Raw genomic sequence first — 12,565 nt, forward strand, 5'->3', positions numbered from 1 at the left:
ACGCCGCACGCCGCACGCCGCACGCCGCACGCCGCACGCCGCACGCCGCACGCCGCACGCCGCACGCCGCACGCCGCACGCCGCACGCCGCACGCACGTCCGCACGTCCACGCGTCCACCACACGTCACACCCCCGACCACGCCCAACCCACGCCCAACCCACGCCCCGACCACCTTCGAAGGGAGCCGACGGGATGTCGGACACCGAGGCCACCACCCCCGCCCACCACCCGTCCCGCCGCGCCCTGCTGATCGGCGCCGGCGCCGCCGCCCTGGCCGCCGCCGGACCGCTCGGCGCCCTCACCGCCGCCCCCGCCGCCGCCCGCGCGCAGCCCTCCACCGCCTCCACCGCCTCCACCGCCTTCACCCCGCTGCGCCCCCCGGCCACGCCGCTGGCCGTCCGCTCGCCCTACCTCAACACCTGGCAGGCGGGCGACAACCTGGCGGGCACCTGGTCCACCTTCTGGAACGGGCACGTCACCGCGTTCTGCGGAATCGCCCGGATCGACGGCACCGGCCACCTCTTCGCCGGCAACCCGCCGCAGTCGGTGGTCGGCGCCACCATGACCCAGACCTCGCTCCAACTCACCGCCACCCGCTCGATCTACACCTTCACCGCCGGCGGCGTCACGCTGACCGTGACGTTCTTCTCCCCGGTCGACCTGAACGACCTGCAGCGCCAGTGCGTCCCGTTCAGCTACGTGTCGATGCGGGCCGTGGCCGACGACGGCCAGAGCCACACCGTCCAGCTCCACCTGGACATCTCGGGGGAGTGGGCACACGGCGACATCACCCAGCCGGTGACCTGGTCCCAGCAGCGGACCACCGGCGGCAACCTGGCGCTCACCGTCACCCCCGCCAACCCCACCGTCCTCGCCGAGCACGGCGACCAGGCGTCCTGGGGCACGGTGGTCCTCGCCACGCCCGCCGCCCCGGGCACGACGTGGCAGATCGGCGCGGACACCGCGGTGCGCAGCGCGGCCGCCTCGAACGGGGCCCTGGCCGGCACCTCGGATCCCAACCAGCCCCGGGCGATCGACGACTCCTGGCCGGTGCTGGGCCTGTGCCGCGACCTGGGCCCGGTGGGCGCCACCGCGTCGGCGGAGTTCGTGGTGGCCGTCGGCCACGTCCGCGGGCCCGCACTGAGCTACCTCGGCGGCAACCTGGACCCGTGGTGGCGGGCGTACTGGAACGGCTGGCCGGACATGGCCGACTGGTTCCTGGCCGACTACGGCGCGGCGCTCCTCGCCGGTACGGCGCTGGACGCCCGGATCCGGAACGACGCGAGCGCGGCGGTCGGCGGCGGGGCCCTGGGCACGGACTACGCGGCGCTGTGCGCCCTGGCGCTGCGCCAGGCGGTGGCCGGCACCGAACTGGCCGGCTACGACGGGGCGCCCTGGGCCTTCCTCAAGGAGATCTCCTCCGACGGCAACGTCTCGACCATCGACGTGGTCTACCCGGCGCTGCCGCTCTTCCTCTACCTCTCACCGAGCTACCTGCAGCTGCTCCTGACCCCGATCCTCGCCTACTGCGAACACGGCGGCTGGCCCAAGGGCTTCGCCGTGCACGACCTGGGCACCCACTACCCGAACGCGGCCGGCCACAACGACGGCGTCGAGGAGGACATGCCGGTCGAGGAGTCGGCCAACATGCTGATCATGACGGCAGCGCTGCTGCAACGCCTGGCCGCCGCCGACGCGGCCTCGTTCGCACAGGCGCACTACGCCGTCCTCAAGCAGTGGGCCGACTACCTGGTCGGCAACGCGCTGGACCCCGGCAGCCAGCTGTCCACCGACGACTTCTCCGGCCCCGTCGCGCACAACGCCAACCTCGCGCTCAAGGGCATCATCGCGATCGGCGCCATGGGCGTCGTGGCGGGCTTCGCGGGCAACGACGCCGACCGGGCACGCTACGCGGCCACCGCGCGCGGCTACATCAGCCAGTGGCTGACCTCGGCCCAGGACCCGGGCGCGGCCCACCTGGACCTGGCGTACGGCTCGGCGAACACCTGGAGCCTCAAGTACAACGGCTTCGCCGACCAGTTGCTGGGCCTGGACCTCGTCCCGGCCGGCGTCGCGGCCCAGGAGGCCGCCTGGTACCAGGCGAACGCCGCCGGCTTCGGCGTGGTGCTGGACGGCAACGGCTACACCAAGGCCGACTGGGAGCTGTGGACGGCCGCCTGGCTGCGCGACCAGGGCACCGTCCGCGACACCCTCGTCAACGGCGTCCACAGCTTCGTCAGCACCGGCACCGGGCGCGTCCCCTTCGGCGACTGGTACGACGCCACGACCGGTGCCACCAAACCGTTCCAGGCCCGCCCGGTGGTCGGCGGGATCTTCGCCCTGGTGGCACCGCGGACGGGCTCCACGGTCTCCTGGCACCGGATCCAGAACCAGCGCTCGGGCAAGCTGCTGGCCGTCTCCGACCAGTCCCTGCTGGACAACGCCAACGTCACCCAGTGGTCGGACAACGGCACCCCGGACCACCTGTGGACGGTCGTCGACAACGGCGACGGCACGGTGAAGATCTACAACCGTGCCACCGGCAAGCTGCTCGCGGTCAAGGACCAGAGCCTCACCGACGGCGCCTTCGTCCGCCAGTACCACGACAACGGCACCCCGGACCACCTCTGGCGCCTGCTCGATGCCGGCAATGGCTGGTCGAAGATCGTCAACGTCCACAGCGGCAAGCTCCTGGCCGTCCAGGACCAGAGCCTCACCGACGGCGCCCAGGTGACGCAGTGGACCGACAACGGGACGCCGGACCACCTCTGGCGCCTGGTCTGAGGCCGCCACCGGCAGGTCCGGCCGCGGCGGTACGGTCCGGGCCGACGGCGGCGCATCACCGCGGCCGGCTGCCTCCGGGGTTGCTTCCGAGCCTGCCATGTCATGCGACCTCCGCCCTGAAGGCCGTCTGAGTGACCGGGGCGTCACCTTCCGTGCTCGGGCGTGCAACGTGTGGTGCGATGCCGACGTGAAGTCCGGGGGCGGGCCCGGAAAGCCGTGCCCGCCCCGGATCCGTGGACGATCGAAGGGAAGCCCATGGTGCTCCGCGTGCTGGCCGCGACCGGTGTCGCTACATCATTGTTCGGTTCGTCGGCTCTCGGCGGCAGCCAGCCTCCGCCTCCGCCCCCGCCGCCGGACCGGATCGTCATCGACAGCGTGGCGGCCGCCGGTTCCGGCTGCCCGGCGGGGACGGCCGCCGTGGCCGTGTCCCCCGACAACACCGCCTTCACCGTCACCTACAGCAACTACATGGCCCAGGTGGGACCCGGGTCGGCGCCGACCGACTTCCGGAAGGACTGTCAGCTCAACCTGCTCGTGCACGTCCCCGGTGGTTCCACCTACGCGATCGTGTCCGCCGGCTACAGCGGCTTCGCGTCACTGGCGCCGGGCGCGTCCGGGACCGTGCGGGCCGGCTACCACTTCCAGGGCGACCCCCGCACCATCCACAAGACCCATCACTTCAAGGGCGGATTCAACAACGACTGGCAGGTGACCGACACCGTGGACACCGCGGCCCTGGTCTTCGCCCCCTGCGGGGAGGAACGCAGCCTCGGCATCGACACCGAACTGCAGGTCGATCCCGGCACGTCGAGCCCGGGCGCCACCAGCTTCCTGGGGATGGACTCGACGGCCGGCGGGATCAAAACCGTGTACCACCTGGCCTGGAAGCAGTGCCCGTGACCTCCTGGCGCTGCGGCCGGCGGGTGCGTCCGGGCCAGCGGCTCCCGTGACCGGTGGCAGCACCGCGTCGGGGCGGCCCGAGCCCGGGCCGCCCCTTCGCCGTTCCCGCCGGGCGTCGTCGGGACCTTCCTCGGGTAACTCCGGTCAGCGGGGGATCCGGTTGTCGGTCGCCAGCACGTCGCCCGGCACCGTCGAGCCCGCCTTGCGCCGCAGCGCGCCGATCGCCGGATCGGAGATGGAGACCGTGAGCCGGTAGTACGGCTGGCCGGTGATGGTGTTGTGCGAGTCGGTCGGTGCGACCAGGCGTTGCTGGACGGCGAAGCCGTCGAAGCCCGGGCACAGGGCCGCGGCCGGGAGGCTCACCCGGACGGACGCGCCGCTCTCCGGTCCGACGTGGACGGTGCCGCCCGCGCCGGACGGGGCGTCACCCGACGGGGCGTCACCCGGCGGGGCGTCGCCGTCGTGTGTGAGCGGGAGTCCGTGGGCCCCGCCGACCAGGCCGTCCGGGCCCTCGATCTCCACCGCCACGCCCTGCTGACCGAGCGGCGCGGACAGGTCCAGTGCGTTGCCGCCGGGGCCCGGTGCGAGGTCCAGACCGATGGTGAAGCGCCCGGGGTCGTTCGCCGCGTCCCGTGAGAACCCGTAGGAGCCGAGGGCGAGTTGCGGTCCCGGCGGTGGGGCGTCCGCCAGTGACCCGGCGAAGGTGAAGGATCCGGGCGCCGGCTCGAAGTGGTGGAAGCCCTTGGCGCCGCACCTGGTGCCGTCGGAGACCCCGCCGCCGGGCAGCGCGACGTCCGCGGCCGGCCGGGGCGAGGCGGGCACGGCCCGCGGGTGGCGCGCCACCGGGCCGCCCCCGTTCAGCAGACCGGCCGGGTCCGTCCCGACCGCGACGGCCACCAGCGCCGCGAACGCGGCGACCGCGATCAGCACGGTGCGCCGCCGTCCGGGCCGCAACCACCGCGAGCGGGCCGTGCCGGAGGCGGCCCCGGGCGTCCAGCGGCGGCCTCCCGGATCCACCGGCGGCTCCTGCCGCCACCGCGCGGCGAGCATCCGGGTCCGGGCGGTCGGCTCCTTGACGGCGGCGTCCTTGACGAAACGCTCGTCCAGGACGAGCCCCTCGAACGGATCGGGTGTCGCCCGGCCCGGCTCGGCCGGCTCCGGCTCGCGGGACGGGTGCTGGTGGGGGTCTTCGGCGGTCGGCACGGCGCCAGTATGCCCGCCCGTTCGGACACACCGACCGGCGAGGCGGCCGGGAGCCGCCCCGCTGCCCCGACGGGGACTCACGCCGGCGGGCGGGTGCTACCAGTCGGCCAGGTTCCAGCCGCCGAGGCCGTTGTCGGGGGCGACGGTCTTCTCCTTGGTGTTCACGACCTTGACGACGTCGCCGATCAGCGAGCTGTTGAAGAACGACCCGGCCGGGGAGGTGTCGCTGCCGCCCTCCACGTCCTTGAGCGCGACGCAGCCGTGGCTGGTGTTTTCCTTGCCGAACGGGTCGCCCTTGTACCAGTAGTTCCCGTGGAGGTAGGTGCCGCTCCTGGTCAGCCGCATCGCGTGCGGGGCGTCGGGGATGTCGTACTCGTTGCCCATGCCGACGGTCTGGGAGTTCATGTGGGTGACCTTCTCCTTGGACATGACGACCATGGTTCCGCCCCAGGAGGGGTGCTTGTCGTCGCCGAGGGTGGCGGGCACGGTGGTGGTCCGGCCGTCCCGCACGATCGTCAACAGGTGCGTGGCGGCGTCCGCGGTGGAGACCTGGGAGCGGCCGATGACGAACGGCTCGTCCTTGTCGACGTCGCCCCAGACACCGGGGGCGACCTCGACGTTCTTCAGCCGGTAGTGGATGGTGACCTTGGTGTTCGGCTTCCAGAACTGCGCCGGGCGGAAGTCGATCCGGTCGTCGCCGAACCAGTGGCCCTTCACCTCGGTGCCGTCGTCCGTCTCGAAGGTGATGGCCTTGGCGACGGCGTCCTTGTTCACGATCCTGCTGCCGAAGTCCACCTTGACGATCATGCCCACGCCGTAGGTCTGGCCGTCGGCGATGTTGTCGTTGCTGGACACCCGCTTGCCGGGGGAGACGGTGGTGAAGGCGCTGGTGGCCGCGGAGACCAGGCCGTCGGCGTCCTTCGCCTGGGCGTTCACCGTGTACGCCGTGCCGGGGGCGAGCGCGGCGGCGGGCTTCCAGCCGGTGCCGTCCGGGGTGATCGAGCCCTGGACGGGCTTGCCGTCCTTGTCGGTCACGGCGACGGCGGTGAGCGTGCCGTGGGAGACGCTCACGTGGAGCGCGGTCGGTGCGACCGCCTGGGCCCCGTCCTTCGGCTCCACGTCCAGCACCGCGGTCGACGTCCTCGGCGTCGCCGCGCCGGCCGCCTCGCCGGGGGTGCCTGAGGGGGTGTCGCCGGGGGTGCCTGAGGGTGCGCCGGAGGCGGCGGTGTCAGCGCTCTTGTTTTGGCCGTCGCCGCAGGCCGAGGACATCAGCAGGATCCCGCCCATCGCCAGTGCCACCGCCCCGCGGTGGAAGACGACGTTGGTGCGTATAGCGGCCCGGGCCGCCCGAACAGTGCTCACAGTTGCTCCCTCTCGGTGTTCGCCGCCAGCTTGTGCGCCGATTCGTCCCGGCTGCAACGGTGGGCCGACGATCAGGGACGCGGGGACGCTTCTACCCTGTTTGAGCTGGGAAGACGTAACCTTCCTGGGACGCGCTCGCGGGCGCCGGGACGGCGCGGCCGATGCCAATGCCGATGCCGCCGGTCCGCGTCCAGGTGATCCGGCTCCGGCGACGGCCGCTGCCGGGGGGCGCGATCACCGTGGGGGTTCAGGAACGGGGTGGAGGATCAGTGCCAGAGGGGACCGGGGAGTTGAGGGAGGCGGACGGGGCAGCGCGGCTGCTCCAGGAGCTGAAGAGCCGTTCGGGCCTCAGTTACGGCGCACTGGCCAAGCGGCTGCACGTGAGCACGTCGGCCCTGCACCGCTACTGCAACGGCGACGTGATGCCGGCGGAGTTCGCCCCGCTGGAGCGCCTTGCGCGGCTGTGCGGGGCGACCCCGGAGGAGCGCACCGAGCTCTACCGGCTGTGGGGCATCGCCCACGAGGCGCGGGGCAACCGGCAGGCGTCCGCCCCCGCCGCGGCGGCACCGGCACCGGCACCGGCACCGGCGCCGACGCCGGAAGCGACACCGCAACCGGCCGCGGGAAGCGTCACAGAGGACGAGACGGCCGGCCCGGCGCTCACCCCCGCAGTGCCGCCGCGCAGGCGTTCGCGCCGGAGCGTACTCGCGGCCGTGACGGCAATCGTCGTGCTCGCCACCATCGGCGCCGTCGCCACCGATCTCAAGACCCGCAGGGACGGTGACCCCGTGTCCGCTCCCGCCCCGGCGGGGCCTGTCGGCACCGCGGACCAGGGTGCGAGCGCCCCGATCACCGTCACGGTCCGCCCGTCCCTCCGGGACGCCGAGTGCGACCAGTACGTGGTCGACCGTCCGCCGTCGGAAGTCCCCCGGCCGCCCGCGGTGGCGGACGTCCCCGCCTGGGCCTCCGAGGTCGGTGCGGTCCCCGGCCACTACCAGTCGATCGAGCTCACCGTGCAGGGCACCGGCGGCGACACCGTGGTGCTGACCGCCCTCAACGTCCGCGTCGCCCGGACGGCGGCCCCGCTGGCCTGGAACGCCTACTCCATGGGCCAGGGCTGCGGCGGCGGAATGGACGTCCACTCCTACGACCTCGACCTGGACGCGGCCCGCCCCCGTCCGGTCCTGACCGGGGGCAGCACCGGCCTGCCGCTCAAGGTGAGCGAACGGGACCCGGAGGTCATCGAGGTCACCGCCGAGACCACCTCCCACGACGTCAGCTGGTACCTGGAACTGGAGTGGTCCAGCGGCAACCGGACGGGCACACTGCCCATCGGCCTGGCCGACGGCGCGCCGTTCCGCACCAGCGCAGTCAAGGGCCGACCGCTGTACAGCTACCCGGCCGGCGGCAAAGCCTGGGAGCCGAGCCCCTTCCAGAAGTGACGGCCGCACGGGGCTCCCGCACCGGGACCCCACCCGCGCGGACGGCGGTGGTGGTCGGTGTCCTCGCTGCGCTGCGAACACCACGGCAAGGCCACCACCAGGAACACTTCGGCGACCTTGGCCTTGGCCATGCCGCCGGCGATGAGCAGGTCGCCGTGGGCGACCGGCCAGAGCGCCGGCCAGCGCGCCGCGACGCCGTGCCCGTGCCGGCGGGTCCTGCGAGCATCCGGTCAACGCCGCAGGCCGAGCAGTTCGGCCGTCTCGGTGCGCCGGTTCCAGGCGATGACGGCCAGCGGCACCATGAAGATGAACGGGGTCCCGGCGTTCTCCCCGTGCATCGCGGTGAGCTGGGTGAGGAACGCGAACGCCAGGAAGACGATGAGCGCCGTCGCGGCCGGCCCGGCCAGCCGCCCGACCAGCAGGCCGATCGCTCCGGCGAGCTCCACCAGCCCGGTCAGGTACATGAACCAGTGGCCCCAGCCGATGGCGTCGAAGACGGTGGTGGCGGCGGGGAGCGCGAGCAGCTTGGGCAGCGCGCTGGCCAGGGCGAAGAAGAGCGCGAGCAGGACCCGCAGCGTCCAGACCAAGCGGACGGCGGCCTTGCCGGACTTCACGGCGGTGGCGGTGGCGGTGGTGGAGGTGGTGGCAGTGCTGGACATTTCAGGTCTCCCCGGTGCGGCTGTCGTTGCTTTCCCAGGTTTGACCGCCGCCACCGTCCGAACTCATCGGTCCGGTGAGAAGAAATTTCCCGGGCCTTCCAGCAGCCCGACGCTTCGGCCGGCTAGATGGGCTCCCCGACCTCCAGGACGACCTCGCGCGGCGTGCCGGACGTCTTGATCTGCGCGCTGACGACTGCACCACGCTGGAGAACCACCCAGGTCTCGTATCCGCTCGGCGTGGCTTCGAAGATCATGTACTCGCTGCTCGACACGCTGTCGACAGCCCGGGCCGATCCGCTGACGGACCCGTAGCCACCGAGGAGTTCCTCCCCGCCGATGGACTTGGTCGGCGGGCCGAGGATCTCGACCAACCGGTCCCTGGTCATCCCCACCTGCAGCCGAGCCGCCGGGTGGTCCTGCCAGTTGCTGCTGCTGCTCTCGGCCTTGGCCTTGCGCTTGAAGAACGGCACGTCGTACGGGCTCCCCTCCGTAGGCCAGCCGCCCGCCCGGAAACAGGCCGTACCCGTCGACGGGCGGTTGCACCAGGAAGTCTGACCCGGAATCAGGACCGACGGCAACACCGAAGCCAGGCTGGACGGGGAGAACGGAACACGGCCCACTGCTTCGCCAACGCGGTCACCGGGTGAAGGAGAAGTGGGCGGTCGGGCCGAGCGGGTGGCATCCCAGGCTCATATCTCGCTCAAATCCCTTCATTTATGGGTGAGTTGAGCCACATCATCGACGTGTCCGTGATGTGCACCATCCCTTCTGCCGGAGGCAGTGATGAGCACGAAGCGCATGGGAGTCGCCCGGAAGGTCCTCGTGGCCGTGGGAGTGGCCGCCGGCCTGGCGTTTGCGAACGTGAGCACCGCGAGCGCAGCCGGATATCCCGAGGGCGTCTGGAACACCAACCACAACTTCGACGTGCACTTCTACTCGGGCGGCTGCCGCGTGGAGGCCAAGTTCAGCTATACCGGCGGCCTCATCTCGAACACGCCCACCTGGGTCGGCACCGCCGTCCGCTCGGGCGAGCGCACCTGCAACCTCTTCGTCTACACCGTCTACAAGGGGGCGGACGGAAAACTCCACGGCGTCTACGACCGCGGGCGCCGCGACGTCATGGTCGCCGGCCGCGGCCAGCGCTGCTGGATGGTGGTAGGAGTCCAGCGGCCCGACTTCACCTGGTTCAGCCAGACACTCTGGTCCACCAACCCCGGCAACTGCGCCAAGGCGACGTTCTAGGGGTGGGAGAGACCCGGGCGAGCCGAGCGGGCCGCACGGTGACCGGGCCGCACGGTGGCCGGGCCGCAGGGTGACCGGGCTGCCTCGGGGTGAGACCCGAGGCAGCCGCCCGCCTGTCCACCATCGTCGCCTCCGGTCGGCCCCACCGGGCCGCCTCGTATTTCCGCGCCGCCCCGTACAGCGGGGGCACCCCGGTCGACAGACCCCGTTGTCCCGGACGACACCGAGCAGCACGCGTCGGCCGCTCGGCCGCCCGGCTGCGAGGCAGCCGCGCCCGGCGACCGCCGCCGTCCCGACCGCCACTCCGGGACGCGACGCCTACCGGAAGTCCTCCACGTGGTCCCGGACCCACGAGCGGAAGCTGCGCGCCGGGCGGCCGAGCACCTGGTGCACGGTGTCCGTCACGCGTTCCGGCTCATGGGTGAACGATTCCCAGGCCCGCAGCCGGGATTCGACGAACGCCGCGTTCCCCCAGGCCGCGGTGAGCTCGGTGCGGGCCGTCTCCGGTGCGAGCTCCTCCCAGCGCACCCCGGTGCCGGTCTCCTCGCCGATGATCCGCGCCAGTTCGGTGTGCGGGAGCGATTCGGGGCCGGTGACCACGTACTTCGCGCCGTCGTGCCCCTCCTCGGTGAGGGCGGCGACCGCCACGTCCGCGATGTCCCGTTCGTGGACCAGGGAGCGTCGCGCCCCGCCGTACGGCCAGCGGACGACGCCCTGGCGTACCTGGTCGGCCCAGCCGAGTACGTTGCCCGCGAAGTCGATCGCCCGGACGAAGGTCCAGCGCAGGCCGGAGGCGCGGATGAGCCGCTCGATCTCCTGGTGGAAGATCACCGGCGGTTCGTCGTCCGCGAGGTCGGCCACGTCCGCCGACAGGTAGACGACCCGCTCGGCGTGCTTCGCGATCAGCTCCACGACCCGCGGCTGCACCGGGATCCCGGGCCACATCAGGTAGACGGCCGACACCCCGCCGTCCAGTGCATGCTCCAGGCTCTCCGGCGCGGCCAAATCACCCTGCACGGCCTCCACCCCTGCGGGCACCAAGGCCGTCGAGACGTCCCGCACCAACGCCCGCACGTCGTGCCTGCGTTCGGCCAGCGAGGCCACGACGTGCCGGCCCACGCTGCCGTTCGCACCGATCACCAGAATCTTGGTCATGACCGCCCGAACGCCGGGCGGCCCCGCCCTATGCCCCGCCCCTATGTCGGCCCCTCGGACTATCGTGTCGGCCCACGCGGCGCCCGCCTCGCGCGGTGCGAGGAGCGGCCGCCGACGAGGGGGAGTGCACATGCCCAAGGGGCTGGCCCGGTTCGGCTCAGGGCTCCACGCGACGAGGGCCCGGGACCAGCGCCTCGGCCCGGCCCCGCCGGGCAGCGGCGACAGAGGCCTGCTGCGCAGCGGGGCCGTCCCCTGCCTGCTGACGGTCCTGCGGCTGACGGCACACCAGCAGGCCGACAGGGGCGTCGGCATGGACTTGGCGGCGGCGCTCGCACGAGCGGGTCGGCCGGGCCTCGGTCAGCCCGTGGTGTGGCGCAGGACGTCCAGCACCTCGCCGGTGATGGCCGCCTCGGCGTGCTCGAAGTCGGGGGCGGTCAGCTGTGCGGGGTCGGCCGGCAGGCCGGTGAGCACGGGTGTGTGCAGGTGGCCGCCGGGGATCTGCGGGGCCAGGGCGAGCCGGAGCAGGTTGGAGCGGTAGGCGACTTCGTTGGAGAGGTAGCCACCGCCGCCGCCCTCGACGGAGCGTGAGCCCGGAGTCGGGCCGTCCTCGCGGTGGACGGGCTGCGTGCCGCCGGCGGGGATCTCGGTGACGTCGGTGTTGAGCTTGACCGGGTAGGGCTGCTGGACGGTGGCCATGGCGGCGGTCGGCAGGCTGGTGGCGATGAACTCGGCGCCGGGGGCGAGGCCGGGCGGGTCGGTGGGGTGGTCGGGGCTGCCGCCGCCGAGGGCGTCGAGGTTGTCGGGGTAGGGATCGGCCGAGCGGGCCCGGCCGGCCCAGGCCTCCAGGGTGAACAGGCCGGGGTAGCCCTGGCTGACCGTGGTGATCAGGTCGGCCGCGCGCGGGCCGGCGCCCAGGCGCGGGGCGAAGGCGCGGTCCACGACCCCCCGGTCGAAGTCCGCGTAGCGGACCGGGAGGACGACCGTACGGATCTCGGCCCGGCTGCCGTCGGCCAGGGTGACCTGGCGGCCGTCGAGTTGCAGGGCGGCCGAGCCGGAGGGGTTGGCCCCGCGGAGTTCGGAGTCCAGGCCGAAGGGATCGAAGCCGCTGACGAAGTACCGGCGCACGCCCTGGGTGCCCCGGAAGCCGTTGTCGGCCAGGCCCCGGGAGGCGTCCTCGAAGCCGCGGCGCAGGGCGGCGCGGTCGGCCGGGAACCCGGGCTGCCACTGCGCGAGTCGGAGGCTCATCGCCACCCGGGTCCAGTACAGCGGACGGTCGTCCCGGGCCGGCAGCGTGCCTGCGGGGCGCCGGCCCTGGGCGCGGTCGACGGCCGACGTCCACAGCGCCTCGCCCCAGTCCCGGAGCAGGCGCTGTGCGTCGGCGGCGGTGCGGGCGGTGCACAGGGCGGCGGGGAAGCGGCGCACGAAGTCGCCGAACCCGCCGCCGTCCACGAGCGCTGAGGTGCGGGGGTCGGAGAGCCGGGCCTGTTCCTGGTCCGGTGTCACGGTGACGTCGGTGCGGCATCCGCCGTCGGCGACGGCCGGGCCCGCGCCGGGCCCGAGCAGGGCGGCGAGGGCGGTGACGGTGCCGAGGAGGGCGAGCGCGCCCTTGGGCACCCGGCGGGTTGTACGAGAGGTCCGCATCATGGCGTGTGACATTACACATGGCACTGAAGGGGCACCAGCACGCATGCGGCGGACCGGTGTTCGTGCAGACGCCCCCGGACCGGTGATGCGGGCCCGGCCGGTCGAGGGCCTTTCCTGCGGGGCCCGTGGTTCGCGATAGCCGCCGGAGGAAGCGACGGGGGCGGGTGGCTGC

At 73.1% G+C, this 12,565-nt stretch carries 10 protein-coding genes; 4 read left to right on the top strand and 6 right to left on the bottom strand.

Annotation, left to right across the window (positions count from 1 at the left end; translation table 11 throughout):
* The first annotated feature begins 194 nt into the window (after window positions 1-194).
* Entirely contained in the window at window positions 195-2,786 is a 2,592-nt protein-coding gene (locus ACFV4F_RS26750; protein WP_380506076.1) for a glutaminase domain-containing protein, read from the top strand.
* A gap of 255 nt (window positions 2,787-3,041) precedes the next feature.
* Window positions 3,042-3,686, top strand: a complete 645-nt coding sequence (locus ACFV4F_RS26755; RefSeq protein WP_380448108.1) for a DUF4360 domain-containing protein — start codon at window positions 3,042-3,044, stop codon at window positions 3,684-3,686.
* A 144-nt stretch (window positions 3,687-3,830) separates the two neighbouring features.
* On the opposite strand, the gene ACFV4F_RS26760 is transcribed toward ACFV4F_RS26755, so the two are convergent.
* On the bottom strand, window positions 3,831-4,889 hold the full coding sequence (locus tag ACFV4F_RS26760; protein ID WP_380506079.1) for a hypothetical protein: 1,059 nt from the start codon (window positions 4,887-4,889) through the stop codon (window positions 3,831-3,833).
* 96 nt (window positions 4,890-4,985) lie between these two features.
* Complete coding sequence (locus tag ACFV4F_RS26765) at window positions 4,986-6,251, bottom strand: Ig-like domain-containing protein (RefSeq protein WP_380506082.1); 1,266 nt, start codon at window positions 6,249-6,251, stop codon at window positions 4,986-4,988.
* 269 nt (window positions 6,252-6,520) lie between these two features.
* Here ACFV4F_RS26765 and ACFV4F_RS26770 point away from each other — a divergent pair, with 269 nt between their 5' ends.
* A complete protein-coding gene (locus ACFV4F_RS26770) occupies window positions 6,521-7,693 on the top strand; it encodes a helix-turn-helix domain-containing protein (protein ID WP_380506085.1) in 1,173 nt (390 codons plus the stop codon).
* 230 nt (window positions 7,694-7,923) lie between these two features.
* Here ACFV4F_RS26770 and ACFV4F_RS26775 read toward each other — a convergent pair whose 3' ends face one another.
* Together ACFV4F_RS26775 and ACFV4F_RS26780 are read right to left on the bottom strand one after the other, a co-directional pair.
* Complete coding sequence (locus tag ACFV4F_RS26775; protein ID WP_380506088.1) at window positions 7,924-8,352, bottom strand: DoxX family protein; 429 nt, start codon at window positions 8,350-8,352, stop codon at window positions 7,924-7,926.
* Window positions 8,353-8,474: 122 nt separating this feature from the next.
* On the bottom strand, window positions 8,475-8,822 hold the full coding sequence (locus tag ACFV4F_RS26780; RefSeq protein ID WP_380506091.1) for a hypothetical protein: 348 nt from the start codon (window positions 8,820-8,822) through the stop codon (window positions 8,475-8,477).
* A 313-nt stretch (window positions 8,823-9,135) separates the two neighbouring features.
* Between ACFV4F_RS26780 and ACFV4F_RS26785 the strand changes: the two genes are divergently transcribed.
* The gene (locus ACFV4F_RS26785) at window positions 9,136-9,594 is read left to right on the top strand and encodes a hypothetical protein (RefSeq protein ID WP_380497421.1); all 459 of its coding nucleotides are present in this window, start codon (window positions 9,136-9,138) and stop codon (window positions 9,592-9,594) included.
* 318 nt (window positions 9,595-9,912) lie between these two features.
* On the opposite strand, the gene ACFV4F_RS26790 is transcribed toward ACFV4F_RS26785, so the two are convergent.
* Together ACFV4F_RS26790 and ACFV4F_RS26795 are read right to left on the bottom strand one after the other, a co-directional pair.
* Window positions 9,913-10,749: an NmrA family NAD(P)-binding protein gene (locus tag ACFV4F_RS26790; RefSeq protein WP_380506094.1), complete on the bottom strand. Its 837-nt coding sequence runs from the start codon at window positions 10,747-10,749 to the stop codon at window positions 9,913-9,915.
* A 357-nt stretch (window positions 10,750-11,106) separates the two neighbouring features.
* Window positions 11,107-12,363 (bottom strand): pyroglutamyl peptidase, encoded by a 1,257-nt coding sequence (locus ACFV4F_RS26795; protein ID WP_380506097.1) that lies wholly within the window; start codon window positions 12,361-12,363, stop codon window positions 11,107-11,109.
* Window positions 12,364-12,565: the final 202 nt, after the last annotated feature.

It is taken from the genome of Kitasatospora sp. NPDC059722 (assembly GCF_042733235.1).
GTDB lineage: Bacteria > Actinomycetota > Actinomycetes > Streptomycetales > Streptomycetaceae > Kitasatospora.

Coding starts and splice junctions, on each gene's coding strand:
- ACFV4F_RS26750 (WP_380506076.1), top strand. CDS start 195: ATGTCGGACACCGAGGCCACCACCCCCGCCCACCACCCGTCCCGCCGC.
- ACFV4F_RS26755 (WP_380448108.1), top strand. CDS start 3,042: ATGGTGCTCCGCGTGCTGGCCGCGACCGGTGTCGCTACATCATTGTTC.
- ACFV4F_RS26775 (WP_380506088.1), bottom strand. CDS start 8,352: ATGTCCAGCACTGCCACCACCTCCACCACCGCCACCGCCACCGCCGTG.
- ACFV4F_RS26785 (WP_380497421.1), top strand. CDS start 9,136: ATGAGCACGAAGCGCATGGGAGTCGCCCGGAAGGTCCTCGTGGCCGTG.
- ACFV4F_RS26790 (WP_380506094.1), bottom strand. CDS start 10,749: ATGACCAAGATTCTGGTGATCGGTGCGAACGGCAGCGTGGGCCGGCAC.